Consider the following 13,275-nt stretch of genomic DNA (forward strand, 5'->3'; position numbering starts at 1 on the left):
AGCAGCCCCGAGATGACGAACGGGCCATCGCGAGACAGCGTTCAACGACCAGCCTGAGAGGCCGGACGGTGCATGCAAGACCTGACGGCGACCTCCATCACCTGATCCGGACAATACCGGCGTAGGAAGCCCACCTTGCAGGTTCCTGATGGAGTGACGAGGGTCGGTGCGCTGTTCGCACCGGCCCTTTCGTGCCTGCTGGACCACGATCCCGGCTCGGCGGCCGTGGCCTCACCCACGGCGTCGGAGCGGCTACTCCTCGGGCGACCACTCGTCCGGAACCACCGCCACCGGGCAGCGCGCGTGCTGGACGACCGCCTGGCTCACCGAGCCGAGGCGCCCGAGCAGCCCCTCCGGCCGTCCGCGCCGACCGACCACCACCAGCCGGTGCCGCTCCGAGAGTGCCACCAGGCGCTTCGCCGGCCCGGCGCGGACCGCCTCGACCGAGACCTCGACCTCCGGGTACCGCTCCCGCCACGCCGCCAGGCGCTCGGCCACCAACCGCTCCTCCTCCGCCGCCACGTGCTGCGCCTCGTACACGGGCGGGAAGTCGTGCCCGGGCCCCAGCACCGGCGGAAAGCTCCAGGCGTGCAGCACGTGCAGCGCGGCCCCGCGCCGCCGAGCGCTGTCGAAGGCGAACGTCAGCAGGTGCTGGTCCGGCTCCCGTCCCTGTAGTCCCACCACGACACCGCCCGCCTCCCCCGCGTGGCCGTCGTGGACGACGACCACCGGGCCGACCGCGTGCGCGGCGACGTACAGGCCGGTCGAGCCGACCAGCAGGCCGGGAAAGCCGCCCGTACCGCGCGCGCCGACCACCAGCACCCCCGCCGCGGCGCTCAGCGCGACCAGCGCCTCGCGGGCGTCGGAGGCCACCACGCCACTGCTGATCTCCAGGCCCGGATGGCGCGCCCTCGCCCGCTCCGCGAGCGAGGCCAGCGCCTCCTCCCCCGCCCGCCGGGCCCGCACCGCGTCCAGCGACTCCGGCGCCTGGTGCGGCTCCCAGAGCCAGGCGTGCACCAGGTGCAGCCGCTCCCCGCGCAGCCGCGCCTCCCCCGCCGCCCAATCCACCGCGTCGCCGGCCGTGCGCGGATCGTCGACTCCGACGATGACCGGACGTGCCATGACCTGCTCCTCTGCTCCGACCTCGGCGGGCCGCCCGGTCCCCCGGCCGCGGCCTGGCGTTCCCCTCCAGCCTGCGCCCCGGCACGCCGCGCCGCACGGGCCGACCGGCCCCGGATCACGCGTCCGTCGGGTCCACGGCCAGATGGGCGAAGGTGCTGCGCCAGGTCGCGAACCACTGGCGGAACCACGGATGGGCCTGCGCCAGCGGGACGACGGCGCGGACCGTCTCCCGGTAGTAGGCGCCGCGCTTCTCCGGCCGGGGATGCGTGTCCAGGCGCTGCACGTTGCTCAGCCGGTCCGCCAGCTTGAGTAGCAGCGCCTCGGCCGGCGCGTCCCGCAGCCGGGCCAGGTACGCCGTGCGCGCCTCCTCGCGCGTCCGGCCCTCGACCGGGGCGGGCTTGGTCACCCACTCGACCAGGACCGCGACCCGGTCCCCGAAGCGCTGCCGCACCTCGTCCAGCGAGCAGTCGGTGTCCTCGACCACGTCGTGCAGGACGGCCGCCCGCAGCACGTCCCGGTCGGTCGTACCGACCGCCTCGACCAGCACGGACACGGCCTCGAACAGGTGCTCCGCGTACGGCTCACCCGCCGGTCGCCGCTGGTCGGCATGCCAGTGCGTCGCGAGGGCGACGGCTTCGTCCAGCAGGACGAGGTCCCGCTCCGGGAGACGGTCGGCCAGCCGCGCGCGCAGGGCAGGCCATCCGTCCTTCACCTCGAACGTCCGAAGCGCGACGACCACGCTCCCACCCCCTGTCCTCTCGTCCGTGCGCGCTACACCCAATCACGGGCCGTCGGCCCGCTCAACGGTCGTCCGACCGGTCGCGCCTCCGGCCATGGCCGCCCCGCCACCGCCGGTGGTGGTGGTGCCGATGGTGCCGGTGGTGCCGCCGCCCGTGGTGCCGCCGCCCGCCGTCCGACCGACCGTCGGAGGCCTCGTCCGACCGGTCGCCGGGATCCACCGGCGAGCCGGCCGGCAGGACGTCGATCCGGCCCATCTGACCGTGCGAGGAGTGCACCAGGTGGTGGCAGTGGTAGACGTACTCGCCGGGGTAGTCCGCCCAGGTCATGGCGATCCGGACGGTCTCACCGGGGTGGATCGCGACGGTGTCCTTCAGCCCCGCCTCGGTGGGCCCGACCGGATGCCCGTCGCGGTCCAGCACCCGGAAGTGCACCAGGTGGGTGTGGAAGGAGTGGGGGGCGTGGAAGACACCCGCGGGCTTGCGGGTGTGGATGTTGCGGATCGTCCAGATCTCGCTGGTGCCCAGGGCGGTCCGCACGTCGACCCGGTTCGGGTCGTACTTGCGCCCGTTGATCCTGGTGTCGGGGAAGGTCGCCATGTCGAACTCCCGCCGCACCGTGGCCTGCGGGATCGGCGGCAGGGTGGCCAGCACGGCCGGCACCCGGCTCGGGTCCTGGGCCGGCCGGGTGATGTCGAAGCGCAGCACCTCGGGCCGCTCGGAGGGCAGCGCGGCCGTGTTCTCCAGCACCACCGAGGAGCCCACCGGATAGCGGGAGAAGTCGACGATGATCTCGGCCCGTTCGGCACCCGTCAGCGGCAGTTCGCTCACCACCACCGACGCGGCGAGCAGGCCGGCGTCGGAGGCTATCTGCTTGAACGGCGCGCCGTCGGCGAAGCGCAGCGAGATGTGGCGGTTGGGGGACACGTTGTAGACGCGCAGCCGGTACCGGCGGGCCGCCACCGCGAAGTGGGGCCGCTCCTTGCCGTTGACCAGCATGTGCGGACAGTCGTACGGCCGGACGTAGTGCAGCGTGCCGTCGACGCCGATCAGCGCGTCCCGGATCAGCAACGGTATGTCGAACTCGCCGTCGGGCAGCCCGAGTCCGCTCTCGTGCGGGTCGCTGAGCAGGTAGGCGCCGCTCAGCCCGCGGTAGACGTTCTCGGCCTCCAGGCCGTGCGCGTGGTCGTGGTACCAGAGCGGGGCGGCCACCTGCTGGTTGGGGTAGCGGTACTCGCGGGTGTCCCCCGGCTTGATGAGGGCCATCGGCAGACCGTCGGAGTCGGACGGGACATGACCGCCGTGCAGGTGGACGGAGGTGTGCACGGTGAGGCCGTTGGTCTGCCGGACCACCACCTCCCGGCCGCTGCGGGCCCGGATGGTCGGCCCCGGGAAAGTGCCGCCGTAGGTCCGTACCGTGGTCATCAGCCCCTTGACGACCTCCACCCGGGTCTCGGTCATCCGCAGCTGGTACAGGTCCGAGGACGCCGTCGTCGACACCGGGCGCAGCACCGCGGGCACCGGCATGGGCTGGGCGAACGGGACGGCCCGGGCGGCGGCCGGCCCTTCGGCCGTCGCTGCCGGCGCGGTGCTCGCCAGGGCCCGTACCGGGTCGCCCAACAACGGGTACAGGGCCGCCACGCCGCCGACGGTGGCGGCTCGTAGGAGATCTCGTCGGTTCAGCATCCCGCGTCCGCTCTCCCTCTTCTCAGGCGTCCGGATGTCGCCAGGTTCGGTGGTTGATGCGCCGTGACGCTCGACGGCGACGCTCCGGGATCGTTCCATCACCACCTGTCGCCCCCATCATCGGAGCCGATCGCGCCACGTGCACCACGAAGGGACTCCGGGGCCCGGCCGAGGAATGGACACCTCTTGACGGAAATGTCCGTCTCCGCGAGCATTGCGCCCTATTGGTGCCCCGGGGGGTTCCGACGGTGAACCGCACGAGGAAGATCCGCAGGTGGGCAGCTCGAACCTTCCTTGACACTAAGGCTAGCCTTACCTAAGGATTGCTGTTATGCCCCAGACCCCCGCCGACCCCGTTGGCCCCATCGGCCCAGCCGAGCGGTCCGAGCTCGTCGACTTCGACCTCGACCTCACCCCCGACGAGACCCGCCGCCGCGCCCAGGTCCTCGCCGCCCTCGGGCCCGACTGGGATCCGATAGCCGTCATCCGCGGTGAGGACGAGGCCTACGCCCTGCTCTACTCGGGCCTCGACCCGCAGCAGCAGGCGACGTACGACAGCCTCGTCGAGGCCGGCGTGCTGCCCCGGGGGGAGCACGGCCATGCTGCCCCTTGACCCCGACGCCGACCTCGGCCGCCGCGCCTGGGTGGCCTGCCCCAACTGCAACGACGCCCACGGTTGCACCGCCTGTGACGAGCACCGCAACTGCGCCGACCACTGGCGCTACCTGCTCGCCAACACCGGCACCGTGCTCCACCTCCAGTGCCCCGGCTGCACCCACGTCTGGGACCACCAGACCCTGTTCGGCGCCGCCCGCCGACACCCCAGGCGCGCTGACACCGTCGACCCCACCGCCTGACCTCGGCCGCACCCCGGGGCGGGTCTCCGTGTAGCGGGCCAGGAGCCGGGCATCAGAGGGCCATGAAAAAGCTCCTGGAACTCCTCCTCTGCCTGATCCACCCGCTCGCCGTGGTCCTGATCTGGATCAACCTGGCAGGACGCCGTGACCTCGGCACCACCCACAAGATCGCCTGGGGCTTCCTGTCGCTGATCCCGCTGGTCCCCTTCGTCTACGTCCTGACCGGCGGCAACCTGTTCTAGCGGGCTCCCGCCCCGGACCCCTGTCAGATCTCCTCGGTAGCGTGCGCCGTATGAGTGATCTGTTCGAGCTGGTGGTGACGGTCGACCTGGGGGACGAGCTCTCCGAACAGGAGATCGCCGAGCTGCGTTGGCACCTGGGGCTGGGGCCGCAGCCGGAGCGCCTGACCATCGTGACCGCGTTCCCGTTCGTGGTGGAGGACGACGCGGGGAACCCGGTCGTCGAGGACGAGCCCTATCCGCTGCTGGCCGAGAGTGGCGCGGCCGCACGGGTGGGCGGGGCACTCTGCTCGGCCCTGGCCAGCCGCGCGGACCTGCCGCGCAGGGGCTGGTCGCTCACCTCCCGGCAGGAGGTCCACCCGGACGACTTCGAGAAGGTCGGCGAGCTGCTCTGCTGGCTGGCCGCTCGAGCCCACGACACCCACCTGCTGGTGGACGACGCGGTCTGGATCGGGTACCTCCGGTTCCACGAGGACCTGATGCCGGATGTGCTCGAGATCAAGAACCGGCAGGTCAACTGGCCGGCCTAGGCGCTCGCGCCGGGCGCGTCCCGGGTTCGGGTCCTGGCGCGGGACCAGCGCCGACGCTTCCGAGAGGCCAAGTGCGCCGATCGCAGATGACACTGAATGCCTGTCATACATAGCGACTAGTCACGGGTTTCGATCCAATCGGTACGCGCCGCCCCCCGATGCGCTTCCATGGTCCCGTGGCGGACACACCAGCCGGCGCGAAGGGCCGGCGCCGCCACCGGATCCACCGGATTGGGGACCCACGCGACATGTCACACACCGCCCGGCCGTACCGCGGCCAGCACCGGGGAGGGCGCACCATGGACGACCGAGGCGAGGCCCTCCCCGGCGGCGCGCTGCGACTGACGTTCGACGCCTTCTGCCAGACCCACGAACGTGCCTGGACCGGCTACGCCCGCACCCAGGTCGGCAGTGTCCAGGACGCCGCCCGGGTGGTCGAGGCCACCAAGGGGCACCTGGCCCGCAACTGGCCGCTCGTACTGCGCCAGGAGATCCCGGCCGCCTACGCCTGGCGGCTGCTCAAGGAACACGTCGCCGCCTGGATCACCGCGTTCGGTCGGCCCAGCGCGCTGGCGGAGACCGCGGCGTTCGACTACGTCGTCAGTCGGTTCGGGGGCCGTACCGACGAGAGCCTGCGGACGCTGCCCGAGCAGATCGGCCTGTGCGCCGCGATCTCCGAACTGCCCGAGCGCCAGCACGACATGGTGGTGCTCAAGTACCTGCTGGACACGGACGACCAGGAGATCGCGGACTACCTGGGCATGAGCACCGCCACCATGCGCTCCCACCTGCGCCAGGCCCGCCGGCGGCTGGCGAAGGCCCTGGGACGCCTGCCCGAACAGGAGGACGGGGAATGAGCGCCCGCCGCGAGAGCCTGCTGGAGTGGGTGCGCTCGGCACCCACCCCGGCGGCCCGGCCGGTCAACGACCCGGACCAGCACCACACCGGGCCGGTGGAGCTGCCTACCCAGGGGGTCGCCCGGATCGCGGCGGCCCCGGCCCACATGCCCTCCGAACACGAGCAGGCCGGCCACGAACTGCACCTGGCCACCTCTCTGGTCCTCGGTGCCTCCCAGGCGGCCGCCGCGCTGGACCGGTTCGCCGACGGTGATGAGCTCCGCCCCGACGGCGCGCTGGTCTTCGCCAGCCTGCTCCACATCACCGGCCGGCGGGAAGCCGCCCAGTTCTGGTGGCAGTTCGCCGCCGGCTGCGGCAGCGCCACCGCGGCCATGCTCCTGCACCTGCTCCACCTCCACCTCGGCGAGACCCGCGACGCCGCCTTCTGGCTGGCCGAGGCCGACTTCCTCACCACCACCCCCAAACCGGCGGGACGCCCACTGAAGGCCGCCCGCTCGCTGCTGCCCGACGAGGTCCGCCGGGACATCCTCGCCCGCAGCCACCACGGCCTCTCCCCCCGGCTCCCGGCCGCCATGGAGGCCGTGATCAACCGCCTGCCCGTCGACAGCGACGATGACGACTTCGGCGAGATCCCCCGGCCCGATCCGTTGCTCACCACCCGGCTCGGGTGCCGCCGCACCTGAACCGCCGGCCCGGTGGCCGCCACGACGGGTCCGACCGTTCACCCTGCTCGGCACGGGTTGACGAACACCGCGGCGGCCGGGTCGTGGGTGACCATGATCACGGTTCAGCCGGAGAAGACCGCGATCCCGTTGGGGACGGGGCGTTCCTCCTCGCGGTCGAGGTTGTTGCGGACGGTAATGCGGTGGGTGGTGGGGCTGCGGGTGACCAGGGTGGCGGAGGCGCCGCCGTCCAGGTAGACGGCGTCCGCGCAGCCCAGGGCGTTCAGGACGTCGGCGAGTTCGGCGATGGTCAGGCCACTGGAGGTGCCCTCGCGGCCGTCCGTGGAGAGCAGCCACAGCAGGCGTCCGCCGGACGCGAGGCCCACGGCGGTGCGGGGGTCGGCGACCGCGGTGTCCAGGCCGGGCCGGGGCCGGCCGTGGTCGAGCAACGGGTAGCCGCCCAGGGCGAAGGTGAACGGCACCGGCGGGCTGGACACGAGCCGGTAGTCGACGTCGACGGGGGTGCCCGGGGGCAGGGTCCGCAGCGCGTGGGCGCCGGCCTCGCGGCCCAGCAGGACGGTCGTGTCCGGCCGGATCTGTCCGCTGCCCGCGGTGGCGGCGGCCGACTCCACCCGGCCGTGCCGGACCGTCACCTCGAAGGCGTCACCGGTGCAGGGCGCGGCCCGGTCGTCGTCGGTTCCGCAGACGGCGCGCTCACGCGAGGGTGTGCCCCACTGCGCCGTGAAGGCGCCGATCGAACCCTCGGGGAGGGCGTACTGGTTGAGGCCGCCCAGTGGCAGCACGCCCCACGGCGTACGGACCAGGCCGCGCAGGGTGAGCCGTGCGGTGCGGGCCAGGCCGTCGGTGGCGACCCCGATGACGTCCTCGCTGGTGTCACCGGGGGGCGGGGTCCAGCCGAACCGCTGTCCCTGCGGGACGGCCGCCTTGAGCGGCTGCCCGTCCCTGATCACGGGACCGGAGGCGGCACCGGTGGCCTGGACGCCGGGGTGCTGGACCTCGTTGATGTCGAAGAAGTCGCCGTTGACGGCGGCGACGGCCCCTTGGGCCTCGGCCATCCGGGAGACCGGTGCCCGGGCGGCCACCGCGCCGGGGTACAGCAGGTCGGCTCGGACACCGGGGTGGCCCAGGTCCACCGTCAGGACGTGCAGCCGGGCGCTGCCGTGCGAGGTGGGCACGGTGAACGCCCGGTACGCCACGCCGGGCGCGACCGCCTCCTCCACCCGGAGCGTGGCCTCGGCGGGATAGGACGAGGAGGGGTCGGCGCCGGACGGGCTCGCGGCGGCGGTGAGGCAGACGAGCGCGAAGGCGGCGACGGTCGTCCTGGACGGTCCGAGCGGTCTCGGTGGCCGTTCGGGAGGGTCGTCCGGTGTGACATCAGATGTGATGGTAGGCGTGGTACCAGGTGTCATTCGGCCACCATGCAGGCGCGGCCGTGCTGCCGGACAGCCGCCGGCCGGGTGAACGTGGCACGTCCCACCGGGAGCGGAAAACCGGTGGCCGCGGCCCGGGTCCACCGGCTACGGTCCGGGCATGACCGAGCGCACCTTCCGTATCACCGTTCGCGGTGCCTTCGACGGGCTCAGCACCGAGCAGCGCGAGCGGCTGCAGGCCGAAGCCGCCGAGCACGACGTGCTGTACGCCGCCTACACCCCCGAGGGCCACCTCAGCTACGAGATCACGGCGCGGGCGTCGTTCACCTTCCGCTTCCTGGATTCGGGCGAGGCGGAGGAGGACATCGTGCCCGCCTCCGACCGGGCCCTCGCCGCGGCCGAGGCCTGGCTGACCGAGCACGAGTACGGCTTCAAGAACCTCCGCGTCCAGGCGGAGGACCTTTCCCAGGCCGCGCTCGGCAAGCGCCAGCGTCGCGCCCTCGCCGCGGGGTGACTGCCGTGGCCCGGACCGACCGGTCTCGGACCGACCGGTCTTAGGCGGACAGGTCGGCCAGCGGCACGTCGGGGTCGGCCAGCGCCGCCGGGTCCACCGGGCGGCGGGAGCGGATCAGGTCCTGGATCGGTTCCACCACGTCCCAGACGTTGACGTTCATCCCGGCCAGCACCCGGCCGTCCGCGAGCCAGAAGGCGATGAACTCCCGCCCCTTGACGTCGCCCCGGAACACCACCCGGTCGTACTCACCGGGCTCGACCAGGCCGGAGTACTCCATGCCGAGGTCGTACTGGTCGGTGAAGAAGTACGGCAGCCGGTCGTAGGCCGCGTCCCGGCCGAGCATCGAGCGTGCCGCCACCGGGGCCTGGTTCAGCGCGTTGGCCCAGTGCTCGACGCGGACCCGGCGGTCCAGCAGCGGGTGGATGGCGTTGGCCACGTCGCCGGCCGCGAAGACGTCCGGGTCGCTGCTGCGCAGCCGCTCGTCCACGCAGACGCCGTCGTCCACCACCAGGCCTGCGGCGCGGGCCAGTTGGTCGTTGGGTGCGGCGCCGACGCCCACCACCACGACGTCCGTGGGGACTTCGGTGCCGTCGTCCAGTCGCACCGCGGTGACCCGGCCGCCGGAGCCGACGAACTCGGCCACCTTGGCCCCGAATCGCAGCCGCACGCCGTGCTGCCGGTGCAGCTCGGCGAAGACCTCGGCGGCTTCCCGGCCCAACACCCGCAGCAGCGGCAGCTCCAGCACCTCCAGCACGGTGACCTCGGCGCCCGCCGTGCGCGCCGCGGCGGCGACCTCCAGTCCGATCCAGCCCGCCCCGATCACGGCCACCCGCACTCCCGGAGCGAACACCGCGCGCAGCGCCTCACTGTCGGCGATCCGGCGCAGCGTGAACACGCCGTCCAGATCCGCGCCGGGCAGCGGCAGTCGGCGGGGGGCGGCACCGGTCGCCAGGAGCAGCCGGCGGTAGCCGAGCCGGTCACCGGTGGAGAGGGTCAACTCGTGGGTGGCGACGTCCAGTTCGGTGGCCGCGACGCCGAGCCGCAGCTCGACGTCGTGCTCGGCGTACCACTCGGGCGAGTGCACGAAGAGCTCCTCGCGCTCCGAGGCGCCCAGCAGGTACCTCTTCGAGAGCGGCGGCCGCTCGTAGGGACGCTCGTCCTCCTCGGTGACCAGGACCAGCGGGCCGTCGTACCCCTCCGCGCGGAGCGTCTCGACCGCCCGCCCGCCGGCCAGGCCTCCCCCGACAACGACGAACGCGGCGTTCCCGGCCATCCTCGGCTCCTCCCACGGCAGCGGCCCGACCGGCCGCCCAGGACCTCTACCCATACCCATCGGACCGCCGACCAGGCCACCTGGCACGCCGCCCGGGGGCGAAAGTGGTGCCGGCGACGCGACACAATGGTCCTCATGTCCAGACGCCGCACCCAGCGACCCAAGCCCCAGTCCGCGCCCCGGCCCGAGCAGCTGTCTCCCACCGCGCCCTGCCCGTGCGGCCTGCCCGCCTCGTACGCCGACTGCTGCGGCCGCTTCCACCGGGGCGAGCTCGCGGCCCCGACCGCCGAGCTGCTGATGCGGTCGCGGTACAGCGCCTTCGCCCTGCGCGACGAGGCGTACCTGCTGCGGAGCTGGGACCCGGTCACCCGCCCGGAGCGGATCGACTTCGATCCCCGGATCACCTGGACCGGTCTGGAGGTGCTCGGCCACACCGACGGCGGCCCGTTCCACACCGAGGGGACCGTCACCTTCCGCGCCCACTACCGCGAGCAGGGGGATCCGGGCCTCATGACCGAGCGGAGCCACTTCGTCCGGCACGGGGGAGCCTGGGTCTACCACGCGGAGCTCAGCGACTGAGGCCGCGCTCCGGGCCGGGAGGCCGGCCCGGAGCCGCCGCTGGGTGCGGTGGTCGCCGCGGCGCGGGACGAGGTACGGCGAGCGGTGCGCGTGTGCCGACTACGCGAGGCGGCAGGGCACTTCGAGGTCCTCGGAGAGGTAGTAGATGGCGCAGACCCGGTGGTAGCCGTCGGCGATGACGAGCGGCCGGCCGCGGAGCAGCAGGACCGGGCTGAGCCGTTCGCCGTTCTGGACCTTGCGGATGTTCTCGGCGACGTGCCGGTTCTCCTGCGGCAGCAGCGGGAGGTCGCTCGACCGGAGGATGTCCTTGGCCTTCTTGACCACGGTCGGCGCCTGCTTCAGGCGGGCGACGGCCTCCCCGGCCTCCTGCGGTGACAGCAGCAGGTCGAGGTAGTCCAACGCCGCCGGGAAGTCGTGGGATTCCGGGTGGTCCTTCCAGACGGGTGCGGGCATCGCTGTCTCCTTCGGTGCAGCTGCGGCCGAGGTCACTCCTTACCTATTCCCGCCGACGGGCCGATCGACCGTCGGCCGAGCCCCCGGCCGTGGACGGCCGGGGGCTCGACTGAGGGGCACTCAGGCCCGCGTGGGAGCCGGGTGGTGCTCCGGGCTCGCGGCCCGCGGGCGCGGCAGCCGGGCGCCCTCGACGTCGAGGTCGGGCAGCACCCGGTCGAGGCGGGCCGGGAGCCACCAGGCGCGCGGTCCGACCAGGGCCAGCACGGCGGGCACCAGGGTCAGCCGGACCGCGAAGGCGTCGATCAGGATGCCGACGGCCAGCGAGAACGCGATCGGCTTGATGATCGCGTCGTCGGCGGGGAAGAACCCGGCGAAGACCGTGAACATGATCAGCGCAGCGGCGGTCACCACCCGGGTGTTCTGCCGGGCGCCCGCGACGATCGACTCGTGTGCCCGACCGGTGTGGATCCACTGCTCGCGCATCCCGGAGACCAGGAAGACCTCGTAGTCCATGGCGAGGCCGAAGAGCACCCCGATCAGGATGATCGGCAGGAAGCTGACGACCGGCCCGGTGCGGGCCACCCCGAGGACGTCAGCGAGCCAACCCCATTGGAAGAGCGCGACCACCAGCCCCAGCGAGGCGGCGACCGAGAGCAGGAACCCGGCGGTCGCCTTGACCGGCACCACGAACGAGCGGAAGACCACCATCAGGAGCAGCAGGCTCAACCCGACCACGATGGCGACGAAGGGGAGCAGCGATCCGGCCAAGCGGTCGGAGACGTCGATGTTGACCGCGGTGGTGCCGGTGACGGACACCTCGGCGCCGGTGGTGGCCTCCAGGTCGGCGGCCCGGTCGCGGATGGCGCGGGCGAGGTCGGCGGTCCGCTGGTCCTCCGGACCGGTGCGCGGGACGACCTGGATCACGGCCTGCCCCGGCGCACGGGTGGCCTGCGGCGGTGCCACGGCCGCCACGCCGGGCAGCGTGCCCAGGGTCCGGGCGACCTGACCGGCGGCCCGCGGGCCGTCGGCGGGGTCGGGGGTGTCGGTGAGGACGAGCAGCGGTCCGTTGAACCCGGGGCCGAAGCGGGCGCTGATGGTGTCGTAGGCCTGACGCTCGGTGGAGCTCTTGGCAGCCGACCCGTTGTCGGGCAGGCCCAGCCGCAGGCTGGCGGCGGGCAGCGCGGCGATGATCAGCAGCGCGGCGACGGCGAGCACGGTGAGCAGCGGACGGGCGGTGGCCAGCCGGGCCCAGCGGGCGCCGGCGGTGTCGGCGGCGTCGGCGACACCGGGGCCGGCCGCGGCGTCCCGCTCCCGGGCGGCGGCGGCCCGGCGGGCGGCGCGGGAGGTCGGAGCGGGAGCCAGCCGGGCGCCGGCGAAGCCGGCCAGCGCGGGCAGCAGGGTGACCGCGACCAGCACGGCGATCAGCACCGCGCCGGCGGCGCCGAGCCCCATCACGGTCAGGAACGGGATCCCGATCACGCTCAGGGCCGCCAGCGCGATGATCACCGTGGAGCCGGCGAAGACCACGGCGCTGCCCGCCGTGCCGTTGGCGAGCGCGGCCGACTCCTCGGGAGCCAGGCCGTCGGCGAGTTGGGCGCGGTGGCGGGAGAGGATGAAGAGCGCGTAGTCGATGCCGACCGCCAGGCCCAGCATCAGCGCCAGCGTGATCGCGGTGGAGGAGACCTGGACCAGCGGAGTGAGGGCCAGCAGGCCGGTCAGCGCGATGCCGACCCCGATCAGCGCGGAGACCAGCGGCATGCCGGCGGCGAGCAGCGAGCCGAAGGTCACCACCAGGACGAGCAGCGCGACCACGACGCCGACCAGCTCCGTCCCGCCGACCGCGACTCCCCGGCTGCCGTAGGCGGAGCCGCCCACCGAGACGGTCAGGCCGGACTGCTCGGCGCTCCTGGCGGCCGACTCCACCGCGTCCAGCGAGGACGGCTTCACCTCGGAGCGCTGGACCGGGTACAGCACCTGGGCCACCGCCGTCGAGTGGTCCCGGGAGACCGTGCCGGCCTGCTCCGGGGTGATCACCGCGACCACCTGCGGGCCGTGCGCCGCGGTTGCCAGGCTCCGGTCGATCGCCGCCGCGTAGGGGCCGGTGGTCACGTCCTGGCCGGGCGGGGCGGTGAAGACGAGCTGCGCGCTGGTGCCGGCGGCCGGCGGGAAGGTCTTCGCCAGGGTGTCCAGCGCGCGCTGCGACTCGGCACCGGGGACGGTGAAGCGGTCGTCCAGCTTGCCGCCGAAGGCGGCGACGCAGGCTATCAGGCCGGCCAGGACGGCCAGCCAGATGGCCAGCACCAGCTTGCGGCGCCGGTAGGCGCCGTGCCCGAGGCGGTAGAGAAGGGTCGCCATCTCGAATTCCTTGCTCGGAT

At 73.4% G+C, this 13,275-nt stretch carries 15 protein-coding genes; 8 read left to right on the forward strand and 7 right to left on the reverse strand.

Translation table 11 applies throughout. The annotated features are described in order from the left end of the window. Positions 1-252: 252 nt before the first annotated feature. The 3 genes from ACZ38L_RS18820 to ACZ38L_RS18830 all read right to left on the reverse strand — a co-directional run bounded on the left by ACZ38L_RS18820 (position 253) and on the right by ACZ38L_RS18830 (position 3,545). Complete coding sequence (locus ACZ38L_RS18820) at positions 253-1,122, reverse strand: universal stress protein (protein ID WP_465694260.1); 870 nt, start codon at positions 1,120-1,122, stop codon at positions 253-255. A 115-nt stretch (positions 1,123-1,237) separates the two neighbouring features. Then, on the reverse strand, positions 1,238-1,861 hold the full coding sequence (locus ACZ38L_RS18825; protein WP_465694261.1) for an HD domain-containing protein: 624 nt from the start codon (positions 1,859-1,861) through the stop codon (positions 1,238-1,240). Between the two features lie 61 nt (positions 1,862-1,922). After that, positions 1,923-3,545 carry a multicopper oxidase family protein gene (locus tag ACZ38L_RS18830; protein ID WP_465694262.1) on the reverse strand — a complete coding sequence of 541 codons (1,623 nt, stop codon included), beginning with the start codon at positions 3,543-3,545 and terminating at the stop codon, positions 1,923-1,925. A gap of 331 nt (positions 3,546-3,876) precedes the next feature. On the opposite strand from ACZ38L_RS18830, the gene ACZ38L_RS18835 reads away from it, so the two are divergent. The 6 genes from ACZ38L_RS18835 (at position 3,877) to ACZ38L_RS18860 (ending at position 6,711) form a co-directional block, all read left to right on the forward strand. Beyond that, positions 3,877-4,158: a DUF6400 family protein gene (locus ACZ38L_RS18835; RefSeq protein ID WP_465694263.1), complete on the forward strand. Its 282-nt coding sequence runs from the start codon at positions 3,877-3,879 to the stop codon at positions 4,156-4,158. Then, complete coding sequence (locus tag ACZ38L_RS18840; protein ID WP_465694264.1) at positions 4,145-4,402, forward strand: hypothetical protein; 258 nt, start codon at positions 4,145-4,147, stop codon at positions 4,400-4,402. Before ACZ38L_RS18835 ends, ACZ38L_RS18840 begins: the two co-directional genes overlap by 14 nt. Before the next feature lie 62 nt (positions 4,403-4,464). Next, the gene (locus tag ACZ38L_RS18845) at positions 4,465-4,644 is read left to right on the forward strand and encodes a hypothetical protein (protein ID WP_465694265.1); all 180 of its coding nucleotides are present in this window, start codon (positions 4,465-4,467) and stop codon (positions 4,642-4,644) included. A 50-nt stretch (positions 4,645-4,694) separates the two neighbouring features. Next, positions 4,695-5,171 (forward strand): hypothetical protein, encoded by a 477-nt coding sequence (locus tag ACZ38L_RS18850; RefSeq protein ID WP_465694266.1) that lies wholly within the window; start codon positions 4,695-4,697, stop codon positions 5,169-5,171. Between the two features lie 299 nt (positions 5,172-5,470). Further along, a complete protein-coding gene (locus ACZ38L_RS18855; RefSeq protein ID WP_465694267.1) occupies positions 5,471-6,028 on the forward strand; it encodes a sigma-70 family RNA polymerase sigma factor in 558 nt (185 codons plus the stop codon). Further along, a complete protein-coding gene (locus ACZ38L_RS18860) occupies positions 6,025-6,711 on the forward strand; it encodes a hypothetical protein (RefSeq protein WP_465694268.1) in 687 nt (228 codons plus the stop codon). Before ACZ38L_RS18855 ends, ACZ38L_RS18860 begins: the two co-directional genes overlap by 4 nt. Positions 6,712-6,815: 104 nt before the next feature. Here the strand turns inward: ACZ38L_RS18860 and ACZ38L_RS18865 are convergent, their stop codons facing one another. After that, positions 6,816-8,120, reverse strand: coding sequence for a phosphodiester glycosidase family protein (locus ACZ38L_RS18865; RefSeq protein ID WP_465694269.1), 1,305 nt, complete (start codon positions 8,118-8,120; stop codon positions 6,816-6,818). 121 nt (positions 8,121-8,241) lie between these two features. Between ACZ38L_RS18865 and ACZ38L_RS18870 the strand changes: the two genes are divergently transcribed. Continuing rightward, positions 8,242-8,595, forward strand: a complete 354-nt coding sequence (locus tag ACZ38L_RS18870; RefSeq protein WP_465694270.1) for a DUF6204 family protein — start codon at positions 8,242-8,244, stop codon at positions 8,593-8,595. Positions 8,596-8,635: 40 nt separating this feature from the next. Here ACZ38L_RS18870 and ACZ38L_RS18875 read toward each other — a convergent pair whose 3' ends face one another. Continuing rightward, positions 8,636-9,868, reverse strand: coding sequence for an NAD(P)/FAD-dependent oxidoreductase (locus tag ACZ38L_RS18875; RefSeq protein ID WP_465694271.1), 1,233 nt, complete (start codon positions 9,866-9,868; stop codon positions 8,636-8,638). 135 nt (positions 9,869-10,003) lie between these two features. On the opposite strand from ACZ38L_RS18875, the gene ACZ38L_RS18880 reads away from it, so the two are divergent. Continuing rightward, the gene (locus ACZ38L_RS18880; protein ID WP_465694272.1) at positions 10,004-10,447 is read left to right on the forward strand and encodes a YchJ family protein; all 444 of its coding nucleotides are present in this window, start codon (positions 10,004-10,006) and stop codon (positions 10,445-10,447) included. Positions 10,448-10,546: 99 nt separating this feature from the next. Here the strand turns inward: ACZ38L_RS18880 and ACZ38L_RS18885 are convergent, their stop codons facing one another. After that, positions 10,547-10,900, reverse strand: coding sequence for a hypothetical protein (locus tag ACZ38L_RS18885; RefSeq protein WP_465694273.1), 354 nt, complete (start codon positions 10,898-10,900; stop codon positions 10,547-10,549). A 120-nt stretch (positions 10,901-11,020) separates the two neighbouring features. Then, the gene (locus tag ACZ38L_RS18890) at positions 11,021-13,255 is read right to left on the reverse strand and encodes an MMPL family transporter (RefSeq protein ID WP_465694274.1); all 2,235 of its coding nucleotides are present in this window, start codon (positions 13,253-13,255) and stop codon (positions 11,021-11,023) included. Between the last annotated feature and the right edge of the window lie 20 nt (positions 13,256-13,275).

Source organism: Kitasatospora sp. NPDC024654, assembly GCF_055559155.1.

Excerpts from the sequence above, each read along its gene's own strand:
- ACZ38L_RS18875 (WP_465694271.1), bottom strand. The coding sequence starts at position 9,868 with ATGGCCGGGAACGCCGCGTTCGTCGTTGTCGGGGGAGGCCTGGCCGGC.
- ACZ38L_RS18860 (WP_465694268.1), top strand. The coding sequence starts at position 6,025 with ATGAGCGCCCGCCGCGAGAGCCTGCTGGAGTGGGTGCGCTCGGCACCC.
- ACZ38L_RS18840 (WP_465694264.1), top strand. The coding sequence starts at position 4,145 with ATGCTGCCCCTTGACCCCGACGCCGACCTCGGCCGCCGCGCCTGGGTG.
- ACZ38L_RS18830 (WP_465694262.1), bottom strand. The coding sequence starts at position 3,545 with ATGCTGAACCGACGAGATCTCCTACGAGCCGCCACCGTCGGCGGCGTG.
- ACZ38L_RS18890 (WP_465694274.1), bottom strand. The coding sequence starts at position 13,255 with ATGGCGACCCTTCTCTACCGCCTCGGGCACGGCGCCTACCGGCGCCGC.
- ACZ38L_RS18845 (WP_465694265.1), top strand. The coding sequence starts at position 4,465 with ATGAAAAAGCTCCTGGAACTCCTCCTCTGCCTGATCCACCCGCTCGCC.
- ACZ38L_RS18865 (WP_465694269.1), bottom strand. The coding sequence starts at position 8,120 with ATGACACCTGGTACCACGCCTACCATCACATCTGATGTCACACCGGAC.
- ACZ38L_RS18835 (WP_465694263.1), top strand. The coding sequence starts at position 3,877 with ATGCCCCAGACCCCCGCCGACCCCGTTGGCCCCATCGGCCCAGCCGAG.
- ACZ38L_RS18880 (WP_465694272.1), top strand. The coding sequence starts at position 10,004 with ATGTCCAGACGCCGCACCCAGCGACCCAAGCCCCAGTCCGCGCCCCGG.
- ACZ38L_RS18885 (WP_465694273.1), bottom strand. The coding sequence starts at position 10,900 with ATGCCCGCACCCGTCTGGAAGGACCACCCGGAATCCCACGACTTCCCG.
- ACZ38L_RS18855 (WP_465694267.1), top strand. The coding sequence starts at position 5,471 with ATGGACGACCGAGGCGAGGCCCTCCCCGGCGGCGCGCTGCGACTGACG.
- ACZ38L_RS18820 (WP_465694260.1), bottom strand. The coding sequence starts at position 1,122 with ATGGCACGTCCGGTCATCGTCGGAGTCGACGATCCGCGCACGGCCGGC.
- ACZ38L_RS18870 (WP_465694270.1), top strand. The coding sequence starts at position 8,242 with ATGACCGAGCGCACCTTCCGTATCACCGTTCGCGGTGCCTTCGACGGG.
- ACZ38L_RS18850 (WP_465694266.1), top strand. The coding sequence starts at position 4,695 with ATGAGTGATCTGTTCGAGCTGGTGGTGACGGTCGACCTGGGGGACGAG.